The sequence below is a fragment of the Streptomyces flavalbus genome (genome assembly GCF_042674625.1).
Classification (GTDB): domain Bacteria; phylum Actinomycetota; class Actinomycetes; order Streptomycetales; family Streptomycetaceae; genus Streptomyces; species Streptomyces flavalbus.
In genome coordinates this window covers 4829379-4851109 of sequence record NZ_JBHTEB010000001.1, presented here as the reverse complement: position 1 = coordinate 4851109, position 21731 = coordinate 4829379, and the positions used below count along the sequence as shown (strand labels likewise).

The following is a 21731-nucleotide window of genomic DNA, read 5'->3' as shown; positions in this document are numbered from 1 at the left end:
GGTGTCCACCGTGCACCATCCCACTGACAATCGCTCTGACCTGCGACGATGCGCTGTCCGGTCCGATTGTCAGTGGGGGGATCTACCTTCGATGGCATGACTCAGCAGGGGGTGCGCTGGACTGCGGACCAGGTGCTGGCACTGGCGCCTGACGTCGCGTCACGCAAGGCGGGCAGCAAACTCGGAGCGGCGGGGCCGTGGTCCGAGGCGGGGAGTACCGACGAGGGGACGGTGTGGGGCCTGTGCAAGGGCAGTGGCAGCAAGCCGTATCAGACGGTCGTCGACATCGCGGACGCCTCCGGGCCCGCGTACAAGTGCAGTTGTCCGAGCCGGAAGTTCCCGTGCAAGCACGCGCTCGGGCTGCTGCTGCTCTGGGCGGGCGGCGACGGCGCGGTGCCGGGCGCGGAGCCGCCGGACTGGGCGGAGCAGTGGCTGGCGGGCAGAAGGAAGCGCGCGGAGGACAAGAAGGCGGCGGGCGCCGGGGGTTCCGCGTCGGGTCAGGCTGACCCGGAGGCGGCGCGGCGCCGGGCGGAGCGCCGGGCGGCGCGGATCACCGCGGGCGCCACGGAGTTGGAGCAGCGCCTGGCCGACCTGCTGCGCGGCGGACTGGCCGCGGCCGAGCAGGCGGGGTACGGGCTGTGGGAGGAGACCGCGGCCCGCATGGTCGACGCCCAGGCGTCCGGCCTGGCGGCCCGGGTGCGGGAGTTGGGGGCGATACCGGGCACCGGGCCGGGCTGGCCGGTGCGGTTGCTGGAGGAGTGCGCGCTGCTCCACCTCCTGGACCAGGGCTGGCTGCGCCGGGAGCGGCTGCCCGAGGACCTCGCGGCGACAGTGCGCTCCCGCGTCGGTCTGCCCGCCTCGGCGGAGGGTCCGCCGGTGCGCGACCGCTGGCTGGTCCTCGCCCAGTACGACACGGCGGACAGCAAGCTGACCACCCGCCGCGTCTGGCTGTACGGCGCCGACTCCGGTCGTACGGCGCTGCTCCTCTCTTATGGCGCGGCGGGCCGCGCGCCGGAGCTGGCGCTGCCGGTGGGGCTCGCGCTGGAGGCGGAGGTGTCCCCCTATCCGGGCGCCGGGCAGGTGCGGGCGGCCCTGGGCGAGCAGTTCGCCCCGCCCGCGCCGGTGGCGATACGTCCGCCCGGGGTGTCGACGGCGGAGGCGGCCACGCGGTACGGCGAGGCGCTGCGCGCCGATCCCTGGCTGGACTCCGTTCCGGTGACGCTGGACCGGGTCATACCTGCCCCGGACGGCGACTCCTGGCAACTCGCGGACGCCGACGAGGACGCGGCCCTCCCGCTCACCCCCGTCGCACGCTCGCGGCCGGGTCTGTGGCGGCTGGTCGCCCTGTCCGGCGGCGCCCCCGTCAAGGTCTTCGGCGAGTGCGGCCACCAGGGCTTCACCCCGTTGACGGCCTGGCCCCATGGCGCGGGAGCGGCGGTCCCGCTGTGCTGACCGTCCACCCCGCGCGCCACCACATCCTGCTCCCAGCGGGCCGCCCCGCGCGACACCCGGGGGCGAGCCGGACCCACCAGACCGCCCACCCACGGAAAGGCCCCTTGTGACCAGGATCCCCATGACCAAGACGCCTGCGACCAAGGCCTCCGTGACGACGCCCCCTGCGACCAGGACCTCCGTGACCACGACCCCGGCAACCAGAACCTCCGCGACCAAGACGCCTGCAACCACGCCCGCCGCTCCCACGGAGCCGCCCGCGTCGGGTGCCCCCTGGGAGGAACTCGTCACCGCCGCGCTGCTCGGCACCGAGCGCCGCACCCCGCCCGGTACCGCCCCCGGCCGGGAGGCGCCGGTGGCGCTGCTGGACGCGGCGGCCCTGGAGACCGTACGGCGGCGGGCGGGGCTGCGGCCCGCGCGGGCGGCCACCCGGCTCGCACCGGCCCCGGAGGAGACCCGTACGCCGCTGCCCGAGGCGGCGGCCCGCAGGCTGGCGATGCTGCTCGCCGACAGACCGGGTGCGGGCGGTGGGGGGCGTCGGGGCACGGCGCCCGACCTCATGGAGCTGCTGCCGCAGTGGCTCGCGGCGGCCAACGCCCGCGGCTTCGCCGCGCCGCCCGAGGCGCTGCCCGCGCTGCTGGACGCGGCCAGGGGCCGTACGGACCTGCGCCCCGCGGTGCTGACGTTCGCGGGGCCGCGGGCCCTGTGGCTGGCCCGGCTCAACACGGACTGGCGGTTCGCCCTGCGCGCCACGCCCGGTGGGGGCGCCCCCCTGCCGCACCTGGCCGACGCGGACGGGGTGGAACGGGTGTGGCAGGAGGGCCTGTTCGCGGAACGGGTCGCCCTCCTCGCCGCGATACGCGCCCGGGAACCCGCCGCCGCGCGGGAGTTGCTGGCGTCGACGTGGGCGACGGAGCGGGCCGAGGACCGGCTGATGTTCCTCGACTCGCTGCGCACCGGCCTCGGTGCCGAGGACGAGCCGTTCCTGGAGCAGGCACTCGCCGACCGCAGTCGGAACGTGCGGGCCACGGCGGCGGAGCTGCTGTCGGCGCTGCCCGGTTCGGCGCTGGCGGCCCGGATGGCGGTCCGGGCGGGGGCGTGCGTGGCCCTCGACCACACCGGCGACGGCCCGGTCATCTCCGTGGAGGCCCCGCACGAGTGCGACGCGGGCATGGAGCGGGACGGCGTGGTCGCCAAGGCCCCGACGGGCCGGGGCGAACGGTCGTGGTGGCTCGGTCAGTTGGTGGAGGCGGCCCCGCTCGAGAGCTGGCCGCGGCGGCTGGGCGGGCGTACGGCACGGGAGATCGTGGCGATGCCGGTGGCGGACGACTGGCGGGCCGAACTGCACGCGGCCTGGTGCCGGGCGGCCGTGCGGCAGCGGAACGCCGAGTGGTCGCGGGCGCTGCTCGGCACACCCGCGGCACCGGAGGCGGGCGGGCCCGGGGCGGTGTCCCTGGCCGAGCGCGCCAAGCTGCTCGGCACGCTCGGCGCGGAGGAACGGGCGGACTGGGTGGCCGGGTTCATCGCGGCACACGGTCTGTCGGAGGCGTTCCAACTGCTCGGCGTGTGCGGGGTGCCGTGGTCGCCGCCGCTGGGCCGGGCGGTGGTGGACGCCCTCAACATCGCGCGCGACGCGGGGAGTTACCCATGGAGTTTCAGCGGGGTGATGGGGCTGGCCGAGCGCTGCCTCGACCCGTCCGAGGCGACCCGGCTGGACGGCCTGCTGGCCGTGCCGGAGGAACCGGAGGACGCGTCACCGGGGGCGGGCGGCTACTGGGCGGAGGCGTTCCAGCGCCTGGTCACGACCTTGCGGCTGCGCGGGACGATGCTGGCGGAGCTGGGGGCGTAGCGACCGCCGCCAGCGCACCCGGGCCGCCGGACGACACCGCACGCCCGGACCACCGGACGAGGCCACGCATCCAGCCCGCCGTACGACACCACACGGACCGAACCGACGCCCCCGCCAACGTGGGGGGCCACCGCACCGCCCCCTTCGCTCCCTACGCCCCCGCGGGCTGCCGCACGTTGGCCCGTACCCAGTCCACGATCGACGCCGTCGTCGCGCCCGGGGTGAAGATCTCCGCGACGCCCTTCTCCTTCAGCGGCGCGATGTCCCCCTCGGGGATGATGCCGCCGCCGAAGACCAGGATGTCCTCGGCGTCGCGCTCCTTGAGGAGGTCGATCACCGCGGCGAAGAGCGTGTTGTGCGCACCGGAGAGGATGGACAGCCCGATCGCGTCGGCGTCCTCCTGGATCGCGGTGTCGACGATCTGCTCGGGAGTCTGGTGGAGGCCGGTGTAGATGACCTCCATACCGGCGTCCCGCAGCGCCCGTGCGATGACCTTGGCCCCGCGATCGTGGCCGTCGAGCCCCGGCTTGGCCACCACCACGCGGATCGGACCGGCTGCCACACCCATCACTGCCTCCATGAAGCGACTACATCCTCCGTACCCGACAAGTACCGCACACATCGCGCATGTCGTACATGTGGCGCATACCACTCATTCACGGCGGAGCCCCGCACCACGTCGGACGGGGAAGTGAACGAACGTTATCGCCAGCATCCCGCAACCGGCAGTTTCGCGGTGCGGAGCGAGGGGGAAATCACACGGTGGGACACGTTCGCCGCGCACCGTTCCGAGTCTCCGCGGCCCACACGCCGCGTACCCCCGCGGCCACCGGGCCGCGGCGACCGGCGGAACACGCGCCACGGGAGCCGCTACGAGGTTGCCGCACCCCCGCACCGCAGGCCGCGCGCCACGGGGGTGCGGCATCGCACATCCACGCACCGTCACGCACCTCGACCCGGCTTCCCAACCAGGGCACACGGGGGACAGGGCCGCCCTCCGGCGTGCCGACAGGAGGTCGGCCATGAAGGTCACCGGGCTGCTGCCCATCCGCTTGCTCCCCTTTCCCGCACTTCCCGCACTTCCCGCGCTTTCCGCACTTCCCGCTGTCGGCCGCCTGGCGGGACTCCCCCTGGCGCTGCTGAAGGCGACGGCGCTCGAAGTCGCGATCCTCGCGGGCCATCTCCTCCTCTATCCCTCCGGCATCATCCAGGAACGCCGCTCGGAGGACACCGGACTCCCGCCGGACGGCGCGGCACCGCTGCCGACGCGGGCGCGGCCCCCGGTCGTGCTGCTGCACGGGTTCATCGACAACCGCTCGGTCTTCGTCCTGCTGCGCCGCTCCCTCGCCCGGCACGGGCAGCAGGTGGAGTCACTCAACTACTCCCCGCTGACCTGCGACGTGCGCACCGCCGCCGCGCTGCTCGGTCGGCACATAGAGGAGATCTGCCGACGCACCGGCAGCGACCGGGTCGACGTCGTGGGGCACAGCCTGGGCGGACTGATAGCGCGCTACTACGTGCAACGGCTCGGCGGCGACACGCGCGTACGCACCCTCGTCACCCTCGGCACCCCGCACTCCGGCACACGGGTCGCGCCCGTGGCGAACGCACACCCCATCGTGCGCCAGATGCGCCCCGGTTCGGCGTTGCTCAAGGAGCTGTCCCAGCCCGCCCCTGACTGCCGTACGCAATTCATCTGTTTCTGGAGTGATCTGGACCACTTGATGAACCCGGTGGAGGCGGCCCGCCTCGACCACCCCGATCTGCCCACGCAGAACGTGCAGGTCACCGGCATCGGACACCTCGCCCTGCCGGTCCACCCCGCGGTGGCGGCCCGGATACGGCAGGCCCTCGACGACACGTCCGCGGAAGGCTCGGCGCCCACCCGGCCCGGTAGCCGCGCCACGGGCGCGGGCGGTCTGCGCCTGGCGTGAGAACGGCCGCGGAGGCGGCCAGAGACAGCGACCAAAACTCGAACAACCTTCGAACACAAGGCCAAGCCTGCGCCTGCCGACCGCCAAAAGGCGGCCGAATGCCCGTTTCCTGCGCGCGTGAAACCTGCCGAAGATTGTCGTGCCCGCGTACCGCCGGGTACAGTCGCCGCACTGCTCTGGCAGCCCCTGTTGTCGAGGCGAAAGAGAAGTTGGTGAACGATCGTCACCCGTCGGGGACCATGACGTCCCCGGCTCCGGCTTCCGACGCCGCCTCCGCGCACTACGCGCCCTACGGCGGTCAGGAAGCCCAGTACGGTGACTTCACCACGTACGGCGACCCCAACGCCACTGGTTTTGACGGCGGTTACGGCGCCACCGCCCACACCACCGCCGCCTTCTCCGCCGACCCCCTCTTCGGGGCGCTCCCGGACCACGGCCAGGCCACCGGCGCGTACGACACCACCCAGTGGGCCACCGGCGGCCACCAGACGCCGAACTACGACCCGTACGCGGCCCAGCACCAGGCCGCCTACGACACCGGCGCCCACGACACCACCGCCTGGACGGCCGACCACCAGCAGCTCGCCGGTATCCCCCACCAGGCCACGGGCAACGACACCAGCGGCCAGTGGGACGCGAGCGCCTGGCTCCAGCCCGACCAGTCCACGGTCCCGGCGCCCGACCAGACCCAGCAGTGGGACTGGGGCACGCAGACCTTCGACACCGGCGCGTACGACGCCACGCAGTGGAACACCGACGGCACCGGCCACGACGAGCACGGCTACCCGCACGACTACGCGCGGCAGACCGAGCACGACCCCTACGGTCAGCGGCAGGCCGCCGACCACGAGGGCTTCCCTGATACCGGGGCGCCCGCCGCCGACCCGGACAGCACCTCCGACGAACCCGAGTTGAGCCGCACCGGCGAACTGCCCGCCGTAGAGCCGCTGGTGGAGACCGTGGCCGAGCCGCTCCTCGACGATCAGGAAGAACGCGCGCCGGCCCCCGCCACCCGTGCCGCGGCCCGCGCGTCCCGTTCCCGCCGCCGCCAGCCCGCCAAGCGCTCCGCGCTGCTGACCGTCGCCGTGCCGTCGGCGTGCGTGATGGGCGTCGCGGGGATCGCCGCCGCCTCGGTCGGCGGGTTCAGCGAGGACGAGCAGGAGGCGCCCGCGACCGCCGCGGACGCACCGGCGGCCAAACCCGCCGCCGCCAACGACAAGCTCGCCACCCAGCTCGAGTCCCTCACCGCCGAGGCGAACGACTTCGGTGACCGGGTCAGCCGTACCCAGGAGCGCATCGACCTCAAGGCGGAACAGGAGGCCGAGCAGAAGCGGGCGGCGGCCGAGGCGGCCCGTAAGGAGCGGCTGCGCCCGAAGTTCGCCCTGCCGGTCGCGGCGCACGGCCTGAGCGCCTACTACGGCCAGGCGGGCATCAACTGGATGTCCGTGCACACCGGCATCGACTTCCCCGTCTCCTACGGCACCACGGTGATGGCCGCGACCGACGGCACCGTGCGCACCGAGTACAACACCGCCTACGGCAACATGATGATCGTGACCGCGATGGACGGCACGGAGACGTGGTACTGCCACCTCTCCAGCTACCAGGTGCCCTCCGGTACGACGGTCAAGGCGGGCGACGCGATCGCGTTCTCCGGCAACTCCGGCAACTCCACCGGTCCGCACCTGCACTTCGAGGTCCGGCCCGGTGGCGGCTCGTCCATCGACCCGCTGGCCTGGCTGCGCAGCCATGGCCTGGACCCGTCGTAACGCGTCAGCCGTAACGGTTCTTCCAGCCGGGCCCCGCCGCGCACGACGAGGTCCCGCCACACGACGAGGTCCCGCCACATGGCGGGGGCCCACCGTACGGCGAGGGCCCGCCCCCGTGGGCCCGCGCGCTCCCTACAGCTTCTCCACCGGCGCGTACCGCAGCAGCAGCCGCTTCGGCTTGGCGTCTCCGAAGTCGATCGTCGCCTCGGCGTTGGCACCCGTGCCCTTCACCGCCGTCACCGTGCCGAGCCCGAACTGGTCGTGGGTGACGCGGTCCCCGACCGCCAGCGCGACCACCGGCTTCTCGTCGGTCCTGCGGGTGGCGAACCCGGACGCCCCCGAGGCCGAGGACCGGGAGCGCGACGACGACAGGGACGCCGCCACGCCCGAGACGGGGCCCGCGGGCGCCGCGGAGCCGCCGGTGCGCTTCCAGTCGACGTGCTCGCCGGGGATCTCCTCCAGGAAGCGGGAGGGCGGGTTGTACTGCGGCTGGCCCCAGGCGCTGCGCATCGCGGACCGGGTGAGGTAGAGCCGCTCGCGGGCGCGGGTGATGCCGACGTAGGCGAGGCGGCGCTCCTCCTCCAGCTCCTTGGTCTGGCCGAGGGCGCGCATGTGCGGGAAGACGCCGTCCTCCATGCCGGTGAGGAAGACCACCGGGAACTCCAGGCCCTTGGCGGTGTGCAGGGTCATCAGGGTGATGACGCCGTCGCCGTCCTCCTCGTCGGGGATCTGGTCGGAGTCGGCGACCAGCGCGACCTGCTCCAGGAAGTCGGCCAGCGTGCCGGACTCCCCTTCGCCACGCTCCTGCTCGAACTCCATGGCCACGGCGGCGAGTTCCTGGAGGTTCTCGATCCGGGTCTCGTCCTGCGGGTCGGTCGACGCCTGCAGCTCGGCCAGGTAGCCGGTGCGTTCGAGAACCGCCTCCAGGATGGTCGCGGGGCCCGCGCCGGACTCGACGATCGTACGGAGGTCCTCCATCAGCGTGTTGAACCGCTTGACGGCGTTGGTGGACCGCGCGGCCATGCCGTACGCCTCGTCGACGCGGCGCAGTGCCTGCGGGAAGCTGATCTTCTCGCGCTGGGAGAGCGCGTCGATCATGGCCTCGGCGCGGTCACCGATGCCGCGCTTGGGCACGTTGAGGATGCGGCGCAGCGGGACGGAGTCCTCCGGGTTGGCGAGCACCCGCAGGTAGGCGAGGACGTCCCGGACCTCCTTGCGCTCGTAGAAGCGGACCCCGCCGACGACCTTGTAGGGCAGGCCGACGCGGATGAAGACCTCTTCGAAGACACGGGACTGGGCGTTCGTCCGGTAGAAGACGGCGACGTCCCCGGCCTTGGCCTCGCCCGCGTCGGTGAGGCGGTCTATCTCGTCGGCGACGAACTGGGCCTCGTCGTGCTCGGTGTCGGCCACGTAGCCGGTGATGCGCGCGCCCGCGCCCGCGTTGGTCCACAGGTTCTTCGGGCGGCGGGACTCGTTGCGCTCGATGACGGCGTTGGCGGCGGTGAGGATCGTCTGGGTGGAGCGGTAGTTCTGCTCCAGGAGGATCGTCGTCGCGTCGGGGTAGTCCTCCTCGAACTGGAGGATGTTGCGGATGGTCGCGCCGCGGAAGGCGTAGATCGACTGGTCGGCGTCACCGACGACGCACAGCTCGGCCGGGTCCTCTCCCTCGCCGGACGGGCCGACGAGTTCGCGGACGAGGGCGTACTGCGCGTGGTTGGTGTCCTGGTACTCGTCGACCAGGACGTGCCGGAAACGGCGGCGGTAGTGCTCCGCGACGTCCGGGAAGGCGCGCAGCAGGTTGACCGTCGTCATGATCAGGTCGTCGAAGTCGAGGGCGTTCGCCTCGCGCAGCCGCGACTGGTACAGCGCGTACGCCTGGGCGAGGGTCTTCTCGAAGCCGTCGGCGGCCTGGGCGGCGAAGTCCTCCTCGTCGATCAGCTCGTTCTTCAGGTTGCTGATCTTGGCGCTGAAGGACTTGGGCGGGAACCGCTTCGGGTCGAGGTCCAGGTCGCGGCAGACCAGGGCCATCAGGCGCTTGGAGTCGGCGGCGTCGTAGATCGAGAAGGACGAGGTGAAGCCGAGCCGCTTGCTCTCGCGGCGCAGGATGCGCACGCACGCGCTGTGGAACGTCATCACCCACATCGCGTTCGCGCGCGGGCCGACGAGCTGCTCGACGCGTTCCTTCATCTCGCCCGCGGCCTTGTTGGTGAAGGTGATCGCGAGGATCTGCCCGGGGTGGACGCCCCGCTCGGCCAGCAGGTGGGCGATGCGGTGGGTGAGCACCCGGGTCTTGCCGGACCCGGCACCGGCCACGATGAGCAGCGGGGAGCCCGCGTGCACGACGGCGGCGCGCTGGTTCTCGTTCAGCCCCGCCAGCAGGGTGGCGGTGTCCACCGCGGGGCGCGGGGCGCCGTCGCGGTAGTAGGCGTCCCGGTCCGGGGGCGCGTCGAACTTCCCGCCGAACAGATCGTCCGGAATCGGCTCCGGTACGTGATCGTCCTCGGGCGGCGGCGGGGGTTCGTCCGCGGGGCCGCGCTGGGCCTGGAGGTCCGCCAGGAAGCTGTCGTCAAAGAGGCTGCTCATCGCTCTCCGAGTCTAGGGCGCCGCACTGACAACCGGAGCCGGATCCCACCGACCCGGCGCCCGCACCGCCCCGCACCCCTGCCGCCCGGGATGACTGTCACGGATCACTGCCACCCGGACACGGTGAGCGACGTTCCGGATAAGGTCACGAAAATGTATCGGGCATATCACCCACCAACCTTCACAGCCGCCACACGAGTTGGCTACGGTGCCGAGCGGGCCGTACGACCCCCTCCGGCGAACGTCGCCGGGCCGCGCGGCCTCCGCCGAGTCCGGCGTGCCCGCGTGGCAGTGGCCGGAGCCGGGGACCCACCGATCCCGGGGTGAATCGGCTCACTCCTCCTGAGGGAGTGGCCGTAGGGCAACCCTTCCGAACCACCCGCCCGAACCCGACAGCTAACTCGGTAGGCGGTACATGGAAGGAGTCGCCTCCTTGGCGTCGCACCGCAAGTCACGTGCCGCGGGCAGCCGCGTGGCCGGTATCCGCACCCCCGCCCTGGCCACCGCCGCCCTCACCTCCGTGGCCCTGCTCTCCCAGACGGCCAACGCGGCCCCCTCGGACGACCGCCCGAGCCTGGAGGAGGTCGAGAAGAAGGTCGACGACCTCTACCGCCAGGCCGAGTCCGCGACCGAGAAGTACAACGCGGCCAAGGAGAAGACCGCGAAGCAGCGCAAGCAGGTCGACACCCTCCTCGACGACGTCGCCCAGCGCACCCAGAAGCTCAACGACGCGCGCGAGGAACTCGGCTCCTACGCCGCCGCCCAGTACCGCACCGGCGCCGCCGCCCCGGACACCGCCACCTTCCTGCTCGCGGACTCACCGCAGGACTACTTCGACCAGACCCAGCTCATGGGGCGGCTCACCAGCACCCAGAAGTCGGCGGTCGACGACTACTTCGCCGAGCAGACGGCGACGATGAAGAAGCGCCAGGAGGCCACCGAGAGCCTCCAGACGCTCACCGAGTCGCAGAGCGACCTCCGGACGGCCAAGTCCACCGTGCAGAAGAAGCTCGCCGACGCGCGCGACCTGCTGTCGGAGCTGACCGCCGAGGAGAAGGCGCGGCTCGCGGCGATCGAGAAGAAGAAGCAGGAGGAGGCCGCGCGCAAGGCGGCCGAGCTGGCCCGCCAGCAGGCCGAGGAGCAGCAGCGCCAGGAGGAGGAGGCCGCGGCGGCGCAGGAGCAGGAGCAGGAGAGCGGCACCTCAGGCTCCACGGGCTCCGCCGACACCTCCACCGGCACCTCGACGGACACCTCCGTCGACTCCTCGTACGCCACCAAGGCCGAGAAGGCGCTCGCCTTCGCCCGCGCCCAGATCGGCAAGCCGTACGTCTGGGGCGCCACCGGCCCCGACTCCTACGACTGCTCCGGACTGACCCAGGCCGCCTGGAACGCCGCCGGGATCTCCCTGCCGCGCACCACCTACGACCAGGTCAACGCGGGCACCACGGTCTCCCTGTCCAGCGCCCAGCCCGGTGACCTGGTCTTCTTCTACGACGATGTCACCCACGTCGGCATCTACATCGGCAACGGCATGATGATCCACGCCCCGAAGCCGGGCGCCTACGTCCGCGAGGAGTCGATCTACTACGACGGCGAGTCCTCGATCCACAGCGTGGTGCGGCCCGCCTAGGTCTCCGCCGGGTCCGCCTGGTCCGTCGGGTCCGCCGGGTCCGCCGGGTCCGTCAGGTCCACAGCACCGCGATGAAGATGTTCGCCGTGGTCAGCAGGCCCACCAGGCCGAACACGCCCTTGTCCACCCTCTCGTCGTCCCGCTTCACATAGACGAGCCCGAGGATCACGATCAGCAGGGCCAGCTTCACGCCGATCTTGATGTTGTCGAGGGTCCGGTCGTCGGCCTGGTTCAGGCCGACCAGGACCACGCCGGTGACCAGCATCGTCAGGGCCCCGTGCAGCATCGCGGGGACGAAGCGGGCGGTGCCCTGGCCCATCGCCTTCATCTGGGTGAGGAAGCCGCCGAGCAGCGCGGCGATGCCGATGACGTGCAGACCGACGAAGAGGTGGATGAGTACGTCCATGGAGCCGGAGCCTAATAACGCACCGGCCGCCCCCCGACACCGGCCCACCCCCTACGGGCCTCCCCCGGCGCCCGTCGCATATATGCGCCCATAGCAGCCGTGCCGCCGTGTCGGCGCCCGGTTCCCCACATCGGTCAGCGCACCGCGTGAAGTCGACGGCCCGCCTCGGGAACCCCGGTCATCTCCGGTCGCCCCGCGGTCCGCTGGAGTCACTTCCGGACAACGAGTCACCGTGCGGACACACCCGGGATTAGCGTCCTCCCCCAGGTGACCGGCTCCCAACCCGCCCAGGCCAGGGGCGGGGCGGTCACCCCCGCCGAGAAGGTCCGGCGGCGGCCCACTCCCCCTGTGCGGGCCGCCGCCGGACGCGTCCCCCCGCTCCTCGCGGCCCGTAGGAAAGGATGTGCAGCCCAGGTGGCAGCGCACCGCAAGCCCCCACACCGTCCGGCAGGCGGCACCACGGTCCGGACCGCCGCCACCCTCGCCCTCGCGGGCGCGGCCACCGCCACCGCCTTCGACGGCACCGGGCAGGCCGCCCCGGACCTCACCCCGGCGCAGGTCAGGGCCAAGGTCGCCAAGCTGTACCAGGAGGCGGAGGCCGCCACCGACCGGTACAACGGCGCCAGGGAGAAGGCCGACGCCGCCGCGGACCGGCTGGCGGAACTGCGCGACGAGGCGGCCCGCAGGACGGACCGGCTCAACTCGGCGCGCGAGGCGCTCGGTTCGGCCGCCGCGGCACAGTACCGGGGCGGCGGGCTCGACCCCGCGCTCCAGCTCGCCCTCTCCGCCGACCCCGACGACTACCTCGACGGCGCCGCGTTCACCGAGCGCGCCGGTCACCAGCGGGCGGCCACCGTCACCCGCGTCCACAGGCACCTGCGGGAGATCGAGCGGCTGCGCGGCGCCGCCCGCGTCGAACTGGCCTCCCTGAGGTCACGCCAGACGGAGCTGAAGCGCCACCGGCGGACCATCACCGGCAAACTGGACGCCGCCGAGCGGCTCCTGGACCGGCTGTCGGCCGACCAACGCGCCCGCGTCACCTCCCGCACCGCCCCCGACCGCGCCTCCCGCGCCTCGACCGGCCCCCGCGCCAGCCTCCCCTCCCCGAACACCACCACCACCGCCGCCGCCAACTCCCGCGCCGCGACGGCCGTCTCCTACGCATACCAGGCCCTCGGCAGCCCCTACGTCTGGGGCGCCACCGGCCCCGACGCCTTCGACTGCTCCGGCCTCACCCAGGCCGCCTACCGTGCCGCCGGGGTCTCCCTGCCCCGCACCACCTACGCCCAGATCGGCGCCGGACGCCGCGTCTCCCGCTCCGAGCTGCTCCCCGGCGACCTGGTCTTCTTCTACTCCGGCATCAGCCACGTCGGCCTCTACGTCGGCGACGGCCAGATGATCCACGCCCCGAACCCCTCCTCCCCGGTACGCCTGGCCCCGATCAGCGAGATGCCGTTCGCGGGGGCGACACGGGTGGTGTGAGCGCTGGGCGTGCGTGGGCGTCGGTGGGGCGCGAGGCGGGTCTCACACCAGGCGGCGTGCCGTGGCCCATCGGGTCAGCTCGTGCCGGTTGGAGAGCTGGAGCTTCCGCAGTACCGCCGAGACATGGGACTCGACCGTCTTCACGGAGATGTAGAGCTGCTTGGCGATCTCCTTGTAGGCGTAGCCGCGGGCGATGAGCCGCAGCACCTCGCGCTCGCGCTGGGTGAGCCGGTCGAGGTCCTCGTCGACCGGCGGGGCGTCGGTGGAGGCGAAGGCGTCGAGGACGAACCCGGCGAGCCGCGGCGAGAAGACCGCGTCGCCCTCCTGGACCCGGAAGACGGAGTCGACCAGGTCGGTGCCGGTGATCGTCTTGGTGACATAGCCGCGGGCGCCGCCCCGGATCACCCCGATCACGTCCTCCGCGGCGTCCGAGACGGACAGCGCGAGGAAGCGGACGGGCCGCTCGGTGTCCGCCATCAACGCGGCGCACCGGCGCAGCACTTCCACCCCGCCGCCACCCGGGAGGTGCACGTCGAGGAGGACGACCTCGGGCCGGGTCGCCGTGATCACCGTGACCGCCTGGTCGACGTCGGCGGCCTCACCGACCACCTCGACGCCAGTCTGCTCGGTCTGGCCGATCTCGGCCTGGACGCCGGTGCGGAACATGCGGTGGTCGTCGACGAGGACCACCCGCACCCGGCGTCCGGGCGCACCGCCGCCCGCGGGTGGCGTGGACTCGGCCGCCTGTGCCGCTCCCGCCGTGCCGTTCGTCTCGGAAGGGTCGCTCATGACGTCTTCTCCGCCCTCTCCATCTCCAGCTCGACCTCCGTGCCGCCGTCCGGCACCGCGCGCAGCCGCGCTGTGCCGCCGTTGCGCTCCATGCGGCCGATGATCGATTCTCTAACGCCCATACGGTCGGCGGGTATCGAGTCGAGGTCGAAGCCGGGGCCGCGGTCGCGGACGGACACGAAGACCGTCTTGCCCTCGACTTCGGCGTAGACCTGGACGGCGCCGCCCTCGCCACCGTACTTGGCGGCGTTCACCATCGCTTCGCGCGCGGCCTGCATCTGGGCGGCGGTCTTCTCGTCGAGGGGGCAGTCGCCCACGACGACGACCTCCAGCGGGACGCCGTGCTTGTCCTCAACCTCGGCCGCGTTGCGCCGCACGGCCTCGGCGAGGGTGGTCGGCTCGTCGGCCTCCTCCTTGCCGGTGCCCTCGGGTCTGTACAGCCAGGTGCGCAGGTCGCGCTCCTGGGCGCGGGCGAGGCGGCGCACCTCGCCGGGGTTGTCGGCGTTGCGCTGTATCAACGTGAGGGTGTGCAGCACCGAGTCGTGGACGTGGGCGGCGACCTCGGCGCGCTCCTGGGCGCGGATGCGCATCAGCCGCTCCTCGGAGAGGTCCTGCGTCATGCGGACCAGATAGGGACCGGCGAGCAGGGTGATCCCGACGAGGACGGCGAGGGCGGCCTGGAGGACGGAGCCGAGGTGCGCGGCGGAGCCCTTCAGGACGAAGATGCCGGTGACGCCCGCGGTGACCAGGAGGACACCGGCGACCGTGCGCAGCAGGTTCAGCGTGCGCCTGCGGCGGCCGACCTCGACCCAGCGGGCCCGGCGGGCGTTGTCCGCCTGCCGCCAGACCAGGGCGACGCCCGCGCCGACCAGGACGGTGGGCCAGAGGTACGCCTGCGCCCCGCTGCCGAGATTCACGTTGCCCACGAAGATCATGGCCACGACGACCATGAGGAGCAGGGCGACCAACTGGCCCTTGTCCGGTTTGCGGGTGACGAGTCTGCGGCGGCCGTCGGGTGAGGTCTCCGTGTGCACGAGGGACGGGGGACGCTGGGCGTCGACGCCGCCCACGCCGAGCGGGACGAAGAACCAGAACGCGGCGTACAGCAGCGCGCCGAGGCCGTCTGCCATGAACAGGCCGACGAAGACCAGGCGCACCCAGACCACGGGCAGCCCGAGATGCCCGGCGAGCCCCCGCGCCACGCCACCGAGCCAGCGTCCGTCGCTGCTGCGGTAGAGCTTGCGCGGTGGCCGCGGTGACAGGACTTGCGCTGCTGCGGCTTCCGGCATGTCATTGATGGTCACACGACGGCCGGTCCCGGGCATCAGGGTCGGCCCCCGAGACTCCCCTGATCTTCACGGGGTGCGGGCACCGCCTGGCCTCGAACGCTTCCCCCGCGGCGGCTCAGGGGTGATTTCAGGGTTCGGCCAGGGTCATGCCGACTGCCGCGGCGGCGGCTCGCCCGTCACCATGGACTCATGACTGATCACCAGCACGCCGCGGACGCCGTGCCCGAGGCGGGGCCTCCGTCCGACGCGGCAGCCGCGGGCGCCGCGGGTGAGGAACCGCGCGCGCACCCAGGCGCGGGCGCGCACGGACGCGCGAGTACGGAAGCGACACCACCGGGCCCACCCGGCCCGGGCGGCCCACCCGGCCCCGGCGGCCCACCCGGCCCCGGTGCCCCGTCGGGCCCAGGCGAGCCGTCCGCCGAGGCGGACATGGTCGAGACGTTCCGCAAGTTCCGCCGTGAGCGGCGGCACAAGATGCTGGCCGGGGTCTGCTCGGGTCTCGGGCGGCGCTGCCACATGGATCCGGTGATCTTCCGGATCACGCTCGCCGTGCTCTCCGCGACCGGCGGCATCGGCCTCATCTTCTACGGCTTCGCCTGGCTCTTCGTCCCCTACGAGGACGAGGAGGAGAACGAGGTGCGCAAGCTCCTGACCGGCCGGGTGGACGGCCAGGCGCTCGCGGCGGTGCTGTTCGCGCTGGTCGGCTGCGGGGTGTTCCTGTCGATGCTGCGCAACGGCGGCGTGCTGACCTTCGCCGTCGTCCTCTCCATACTGCTGGCGGGCGCCGGGTACTGGTCGCAGCACCGTGACGCCCCCGATCCCGACCCGCTGGCCGCGCAGGCCGCCGCCGACGCCCCACCCGAGGCCCAGGCGCCACCCGTCCCGGCGGCCTATCCGTCCTGGTGGCGTGACCCGATCGTCAAGGACGGCACCCACGTCGGCGGCACCGGCTATCTGTGGGGTCCGTCGGACTCCCGGGACCGGGACATCGCGGCGGCCGTCAACATCGGCCGGGGCAGTGCCGTCCAGGAGACCATGGCCCGCTGGCACGCGCAGCCGCCGAAGCCGCGCGGCCCCCGCTGGACGGGCGGCTGGATCGTCCTGCTCGCCCTGGTCGCGGGCGGCCTCGGCACCGGGCTGAGCTGGGAGGAGCAGCCGCTCGGCACGAGTCTCCAGATCGGGCTGGCGGGAATGCTCATCGTGCTCGGCCTGGGCATCGCGGTCAGCTCCTTCCTGGGCCGCACCGGCGCCGGTTCGATCTTCCTGGTGCTCATCACGGCGGGCCTGCTCGCCGTCGCCGCCGCCCTGCCGAAGGACATCACCACGCACTGGATACGCACGACCTGGGAGCCCACCGCGGTGTCCCAGGTCAGACCGAAGTACGAACTGGGCACCGGCGTCGGCACGCTGGACCTGTCCGAGCTGGACCTCGCCGGGAACCAGACGCTGACCACCGGCGCGGAGGTGGGCCTGGGCCAGCTCCGGGTGATCGTGCCGCCGGACGTGACCGTGAAGGTGAGCATCGAGGTCGGCGTGGGCGACATCCAGTTGCCCGGCGAGAAGCGGCAGGACGTCGACGTGCAGCCGGGCCGGTACGAGGTGAGGACCCTGAGCCCCGCCAAGGGGGCCGGGGGTGAGGGCGGCACGCTCGACCTCGATCTCGAGGTCGGCGTGGGACAGGTGGAGGTGAGCCGTGCTGCGTCATGAGTTCCAGCCCGGTCGGCTGGTCGCGGGGTTCTTCGTCAGCGTCGCGGGCGTCATCTACGCCGGTGACGCGGGCGGCGCCTGGGAGACACCGTGGTTCGTGGTGATCCCGGTCGTCGCGGGCGGCCTCTGCCTGGCAGCCGTGGCGGGACTCGTGGGCCACGGCATACGCCGCCACCGCCGCTCAAGCCGACCCGACACCGGCACCGGCTCCGACACCGGCTCCGACACCGGCTCCGGCTCCGGCTCCGGCTCCGGCTCCGGCTCCACCGCACCCTCCGACCCTGAGCCACGCCCCCACGTCTGACCGCGTCAGCCGTACGTCCCCGTCCGTCGCTGACGCCGGGCACGCCAGACGGCGTCCAGCGACAGCAGCGGGGCCCCGGCGAGGACGAGGGGCAGCCAGGCCATCAGATAGGCGAGGTCGTTGCCGTAGTAGTAGGGGTCGGAGGCCCAGCTCACGGTGAGCCACAGGCTGAGGGAGATCAGCGCCCCGCCGAGCGCGGCGAGGCGGGCGAGGAGACCGAGGAGGGTGCCGATGCCGACGGCGAGTTCACCGAAGGCGATGGCGTAGCCGAAGCCGACGGGGTTCTTCAGGGCGAGGTCGACCAGGGCCGGGATGGCGGACGAGTCGCGGACGCCGCGCATCAGGTCACCGATCGACCCGGCCCCGGCGTCCCGCATGAAGGCGCTGTCGGTGAGCTTGTCCAGACCGGCGTAGACGAAGGTGACCCCGAGGAAGATCCGGAGCGGAAGGAGGGCGTAGCGGGTGGCGGTGTCCCGCCAGTTGCCGTCACCGTCGAGACGGGGGGTGCGCGTATCCGTGGGGAACCCGTGTGTCATCGCTGCCGCCGCCTCTCCACCAAAGCCCTTCAAGTCCCTGCGCACGGCCGAAGGACCGTACGCACGACCATACGCACGGCGGGGGAAGACCGCTCAGCCGTCGTCAACCGAATTGCCGAGGGCCACACACACCCGGCTCACGCACCCTGCTCACTCTGTCACATCGATCACATAAGCACCTGTCTCCACGCCAGCCGCCGTCACCACACGGACCTCCACCTTCCCCGGTTCGACATCGACCGGTACCGGGACGGTGAGCAGGCCGTCGGTGGGGTTGCTGAAGCCGCCGGAGACGGGGACCAGGGGGACATGCACATGGACAGCACCCACGCGGACGACCATCCGGGACAGCCGGTCCGCGGTCCCGGCGCCGGGCGGTACGAAACCGGCGCCGCGGATCTCGATGTCCTCGCCGGTGCGGATCGGCGCGTCCAGGTCGCCCGCCTCCCGGGCCCGCACCACGGAGAGGATCACGGGCCGCCCGCCGTCGGCGTACTTCCCGGCGAAGTAGGTCGCCGCGGACACCAGCACCACCACGGCGAGCCCCCAGGGCAGGTCGGGGAGCTGGTCGGGGCGGCGGGCCAGCCGCACCGCGGCGAACAGCAGGGCGACGGCACTGATGACGACGTACTGGATGTCGCCGAAGGTGCCCCGGCCGGAGTCGTCGGTGAGCAGGTCGGCGGCGCGGGGCCGGTGGGCCCGCACCTTCTGGAGCCGCTGCCCGAGCACCCGTACGCCGACGACCCGGCGCACCACGACGGCGATCGCGCAGACCACGGCGAGCACGGTCACCATGCCCGCGCCACGGGCGAGTTCGAGGCCGTCGATCAGGGCGTCGCGCTCGGCGGCGCTGGAGGCCGCGGCGAGCCGTCCCACCAGCACCAGGACGGCGTACGCCACGAAGAGCACCCACACCGCGGCCACCGCGCGGGAGGTGGAGAGCCGGTTGTCCTCACCGATCACGGGCGCCAGCGCGCCGCCGCGCGCCCGGTGGTACCAGGAGGCCGCGGTCAGGGCGGCGGCCAGCAGCAGCGCGGCTGCCAGTCCGGCGGTGCGGGCGGCCGTCCAGCCCGTGCCGATCGCGGTGAGCGCCTGCACCAGCAGCAGGAGCACCACGCCCGCCCACACCGTGACGGCCGTGCGGCGCCACAGCCCGGCCAGCCAGGCGTCGCCCTCGGCCCGGCCGCGTTCGGCGACGAGCTGGGCGGACTGGGTCAGTTCGTCGGAGACCCACTGGCGGGAGGCCGCGGCCGAGTGCGCCACCGCGGCGGGCAGCCCGTGCCCGGCCGCGAACTCGTCCCGCCGCCGCAGGAACGCGGCGACCGCTCGCCGGTGCCCCTCCCGGGCCCCGTGCGGACAGTCCCCGCACGTACAGCCGCCGCCATGGGCGGCCCCGCGCGCATCCGGCTCACCGCCCCTACTCGCCTCCTGCACCGCCACGCCCCGCAACCGCCTTCCGACCGGTCGAACCCCGCCGCAACTCCCATAACTCCCATGCGACGACAGCGAATTGTGCCCTACGCCACGTGCGGCACGCCCGGCAGGTGGGGGGTCGCCATGGCCTCATGAGGGTGATGGGGCGGTCACCGTGTTGACCCGGCTGCGAGAATCCTTCTATGGCCGAGATCATCCAGCGTGACGGGACCTGGGCCTTCGACGGCACAACGATCAGGATCACGCCGGGACTTCACCGCTCCGTGCCGTTGTTCCGGCAGACGTACGGGGAGATCGCGGTGCCGCTGGAAGCCGTCTCCGGCGTCGTCTTCGAACCGGAGCGCAAACGCGGACGGCTCCGCCTGCGGCTGCGGGAGGGCGCCGACCCCCTGCTGCACGCCACCGGGGGCAGACTGCCCGACCCCGCCGACCCCTACCGGCTGGTGGTGAACGTGGACCGCTCCGGGGTCGCCGAGTACCTCGCCGAGGAGATACGCCAGGCGCTCCTCCTCGACCAGGTGCCCAGGGACCCGACGAAGACGTTCCTGCTGCCGGGTCCGCCGGTGCCGGTGTCGGTGCGGTCGTCGGACGGGACGGTGTCCTTCGACGGCGTGCAGGTGCGGATCGACTGGAGCGACACCTCCGACCGGGTCAAGCGCGCGACCGGCCCGCGCATCCTCGGCCTCGGTGAGCTGGTGCAGGTGGAATGGCTGCCCAACACCGGCTACGAGAACGGCTTCCTGCGGTTCGTGACCCGGGAGACGGCGTACTCCAAGCTGCCGCCCGAGAAGGACCCGTACGCCCTCGACCTGTGGGGCAGTGCCCGGCGTGACCTGCTCACCGCGCTGGTCGCCACGGCGGTCACCGCCCGGCTGCCGCACCCGTCCACCCGCACGGGGGCGCCGCTGGCCCGGCTCCCGCACCAGCCGGTGGCCGGGCCGCCGTCGGCCGCCGACCACCATGACGTCCTGCTGCGCCGACTGCGGGAGCTGGGCGAGCTGCACCGGGACGGGGTGCTCACGGACGAGGAGTTCGCCCGGACGAAGGCGGTGGTCCTGCGGGACTTCTGAAACACCCCCGCCCCACCCCACCCCGCCCCGCCCCAAGGGGGCGCGCGCTCAGCTCAGCAGGTCCGGTTCGCTGCGGCTGATGTCCTGCCACAGCGGCTGGTAGTTGATCCACGCCACGAGGTCGCCGCCGAGCTGTTCCCGGGTGGCGACGGCCTGCTTGTGGTCGATGAGGACGGGGCGGCCCGCGGCACGCGCGGTGAGCTGGACCTGGCAGGAGCGTTCCATGGACAGGAACCACCAGGCCGCCGCGTCCACCGAGCCGCCGACCGTCAGCAGCCCGTGGTTGCGCAGCACCAGCGCCTTGCCCGAGCCGAGCGCGGCGGCGATCCGGCGGCCCTCCCCGGCGTCGACGGTGACGCCGCTGTAGGAGTCGTACAGGGCGTGGTCCTCGTAGAAGGCGCAGCTCTCCTGGGTGATCGGGTCGAGCAGCTCACCGAGCGCGGACAGGGCGCGGCCGTGCACCGAGTGGCAGTGCGCGACGGCGACGACGTCGGGGCGGGCGGCGTGCACCTGCGCGTGCACGGTGAACGCGGCCTGGTTGACGTGGTAGTTGCCGTCGATGACCTGACCGTCCTGGTTGGCCAGCACCAGGTCGCTCACGGTGACGTGGCCGAACGGCAGCCCGAAGGGGTTGACCCAGAAGCAGTCGGAGAACTCCGGGTCACGGGCCGTGATGTGCCCGGACACCCCGTCCTCAAAGCCGAACCGCCCGAAGATCCGCAGCGCGCCCGCGAGGCGTTCCTTGCGGTGGCGGCGCTCGTCCTCGACGGAGTCGTGCCTCGGCGGCATGGCGAACCGCAGCCGGTCGGTGGGCAGGGGTTGAGGGGGGTTTGGCCCGAGCATGGGTCCTCCGGCGCTGGGTTCCGTCACGGGCGGGAAGCTACCCCCGGTCAGCCCAGGATGACAGGGCCACGCGGGCAATCGGCACACGCCCGCGACTCGGGTACCCGATACCTGACAGAGGATGTCGGGTATCGGCGCGACACTGCCGTCATGGCACCTGTCACGGCGACGAACTGGGCCGCGTTCACCGCGGCCGAACCCGAACTGGCGAAGACGGTCGAGGAGCGCTTCGGGGCGTTCACGCACCACGTCCTGGCCACCCTGCGCAAGGACGGCTCCCCCCGCACCAGCGGCCTGGAGGCCCGCTTCCTGGGCGGAGAGCTGTGGCTCGGCATGATGCCGAACTCGCTCAAGGCCCTCGACCTGCGCCGCGACCCACGCTTCGCGCTCCAGGCCAACCCGGGCGACGGCACCGGCATGGGCGGCGGTGACGTACGGATCGCCGGGCGGGCGGTGGAGGTGCGGGACCCGGCGGAGAAGGCCAGGTACAGCGAAGAGGTGGAACCGCCGGAGCCGTTCCACCTCTTCCGCGCCGAGCTGACGGAGGTCGTACGGACCTCCGTCGAGGACGACACCTACCTGGTCGTCCAGGTCTGGCGGCCGCGCCACGCCCTGCGCACCGTCAAGCGCACCTGAGCCCCCGCACAGGCCCCT

Annotated in this window: 18 protein-coding genes and 1 riboswitch; of the genes, 10 read left to right on the top strand and 8 right to left on the bottom strand. The window is 72.9% G+C overall.

The features are described from left to right. The first annotated feature begins 96 nt into the window (after nt 1-96). Together ACFQZ6_RS21980 and ACFQZ6_RS21975 are read left to right on the top strand one after the other, a co-directional pair. Nucleotides 97-1452 (top strand): SWIM zinc finger family protein, encoded by a 1356-nt coding sequence (locus ACFQZ6_RS21980; RefSeq protein ID WP_381611668.1) that lies wholly within the window; start codon nt 97-99, stop codon nt 1450-1452. Nucleotides 1453-1573: 121 nt separating this feature from the next. After that, the gene (locus tag ACFQZ6_RS21975) at nt 1574-3301 is read left to right on the top strand and encodes a DUF5691 domain-containing protein (protein WP_381611666.1); all 1728 of its coding nucleotides are present in this window, start codon (nt 1574-1576) and stop codon (nt 3299-3301) included. A 151-nt stretch (nt 3302-3452) separates the two neighbouring features. Here ACFQZ6_RS21975 and ACFQZ6_RS21970 read toward each other — a convergent pair whose 3' ends face one another. After that, nucleotides 3453-3869, bottom strand: a complete 417-nt coding sequence (locus tag ACFQZ6_RS21970) for a cobalamin B12-binding domain-containing protein (protein ID WP_381611664.1) — start codon at nt 3867-3869, stop codon at nt 3453-3455. A 454-nt stretch (nt 3870-4323) separates the two neighbouring features. Between ACFQZ6_RS21970 and ACFQZ6_RS21965 the strand changes: the two genes are divergently transcribed. After that, nucleotides 4324-5235, top strand: a complete 912-nt coding sequence (locus ACFQZ6_RS21965) for an esterase/lipase family protein (RefSeq protein ID WP_381611662.1) — start codon at nt 4324-4326, stop codon at nt 5233-5235. A gap of 212 nt (nt 5236-5447) precedes the next feature. Beyond that, nucleotides 5448-7004 carry a M23 family metallopeptidase gene (locus tag ACFQZ6_RS21960; protein WP_381611661.1) on the top strand — a complete coding sequence of 519 codons (1557 nt, stop codon included), beginning with the start codon at nt 5448-5450 and terminating at the stop codon, nt 7002-7004. A 132-nt stretch (nt 7005-7136) separates the two neighbouring features. Here the strand turns inward: ACFQZ6_RS21960 and pcrA are convergent, their stop codons facing one another. Further along, on the bottom strand, nt 7137-9587 hold the full coding sequence (gene pcrA, locus ACFQZ6_RS21955; protein WP_381611659.1) for a DNA helicase PcrA: 2451 nt from the start codon (nt 9585-9587) through the stop codon (nt 7137-7139). Nucleotides 9588-9841: 254 nt separating this feature from the next. After that, nucleotides 9842-10013: riboswitch (cyclic di-AMP (ydaO/yuaA leader) on the top strand. 7 nt (nt 10014-10020) lie between these two features. On the opposite strand from pcrA, the gene ACFQZ6_RS21950 reads away from it, so the two are divergent. Then, nucleotides 10021-11217, top strand: coding sequence for a C40 family peptidase (locus ACFQZ6_RS21950; protein WP_381611657.1), 1197 nt, complete (start codon nt 10021-10023; stop codon nt 11215-11217). A gap of 52 nt (nt 11218-11269) precedes the next feature. On the opposite strand, the gene ACFQZ6_RS21945 is transcribed toward ACFQZ6_RS21950, so the two are convergent. Next, nucleotides 11270-11623 carry a hypothetical protein gene (locus tag ACFQZ6_RS21945; protein ID WP_381611655.1) on the bottom strand — a complete coding sequence of 118 codons (354 nt, stop codon included), beginning with the start codon at nt 11621-11623 and terminating at the stop codon, nt 11270-11272. 414 nt (nt 11624-12037) lie between these two features. On the opposite strand from ACFQZ6_RS21945, the gene ACFQZ6_RS21940 reads away from it, so the two are divergent. Beyond that, nucleotides 12038-13105: a C40 family peptidase gene (locus ACFQZ6_RS21940; RefSeq protein ID WP_381611654.1), complete on the top strand. Its 1068-nt coding sequence runs from the start codon at nt 12038-12040 to the stop codon at nt 13103-13105. Between the two features lie 42 nt (nt 13106-13147). Here ACFQZ6_RS21940 and ACFQZ6_RS21935 read toward each other — a convergent pair whose 3' ends face one another. Together ACFQZ6_RS21935 and ACFQZ6_RS21930 are read right to left on the bottom strand one after the other, a co-directional pair. Next, a complete protein-coding gene (locus tag ACFQZ6_RS21935; protein WP_381611652.1) occupies nt 13148-13894 on the bottom strand; it encodes a LuxR C-terminal-related transcriptional regulator in 747 nt (248 codons plus the stop codon). Then, nucleotides 13891-15183 carry an ATP-binding protein gene (locus tag ACFQZ6_RS21930; protein WP_381611650.1) on the bottom strand — a complete coding sequence of 431 codons (1293 nt, stop codon included), beginning with the start codon at nt 15181-15183 and terminating at the stop codon, nt 13891-13893. The genes ACFQZ6_RS21935 and ACFQZ6_RS21930 overlap by 4 nt, the downstream gene beginning before the upstream one ends. A gap of 189 nt (nt 15184-15372) precedes the next feature. Between ACFQZ6_RS21930 and ACFQZ6_RS21925 the strand changes: the two genes are divergently transcribed. Together ACFQZ6_RS21925 and ACFQZ6_RS21920 are read left to right on the top strand one after the other, a co-directional pair. Further along, entirely contained in the window at nt 15373-16890 is a 1518-nt protein-coding gene (locus ACFQZ6_RS21925; RefSeq protein WP_381611648.1) for a PspC domain-containing protein, read from the top strand. Continuing rightward, nucleotides 16877-17194, top strand: coding sequence for a hypothetical protein (locus ACFQZ6_RS21920; protein WP_381611646.1), 318 nt, complete (start codon nt 16877-16879; stop codon nt 17192-17194). The genes ACFQZ6_RS21925 and ACFQZ6_RS21920 overlap by 14 nt, the downstream gene beginning before the upstream one ends. Nucleotides 17195-17199: 5 nt before the next feature. Here ACFQZ6_RS21920 and ACFQZ6_RS21915 read toward each other — a convergent pair whose 3' ends face one another. Continuing rightward, nucleotides 17200-17730 (bottom strand): DoxX family membrane protein, encoded by a 531-nt coding sequence (locus ACFQZ6_RS21915; RefSeq protein WP_381611644.1) that lies wholly within the window; start codon nt 17728-17730, stop codon nt 17200-17202. Nucleotides 17731-17880: 150 nt separating this feature from the next. Continuing rightward, complete coding sequence (locus ACFQZ6_RS21910) at nt 17881-19170, bottom strand: hypothetical protein (RefSeq protein WP_381611642.1); 1290 nt, start codon at nt 19168-19170, stop codon at nt 17881-17883. 176 nt (nt 19171-19346) lie between these two features. Between ACFQZ6_RS21910 and ACFQZ6_RS21905 the strand changes: the two genes are divergently transcribed. Further along, nucleotides 19347-20234, top strand: coding sequence for a DUF4429 domain-containing protein (locus ACFQZ6_RS21905; RefSeq protein WP_381611641.1), 888 nt, complete (start codon nt 19347-19349; stop codon nt 20232-20234). A gap of 48 nt (nt 20235-20282) precedes the next feature. Here the strand turns inward: ACFQZ6_RS21905 and ACFQZ6_RS21900 are convergent, their stop codons facing one another. After that, entirely contained in the window at nt 20283-21077 is a 795-nt protein-coding gene (locus ACFQZ6_RS21900) for a class II aldolase/adducin family protein (RefSeq protein WP_381611639.1), read from the bottom strand. Between the two features lie 150 nt (nt 21078-21227). Between ACFQZ6_RS21900 and ACFQZ6_RS21895 the strand changes: the two genes are divergently transcribed. Continuing rightward, a complete protein-coding gene (locus ACFQZ6_RS21895) occupies nt 21228-21713 on the top strand; it encodes a pyridoxamine 5'-phosphate oxidase family protein (RefSeq protein ID WP_381611637.1) in 486 nt (161 codons plus the stop codon). Nucleotides 21714-21731: the final 18 nt, after the last annotated feature.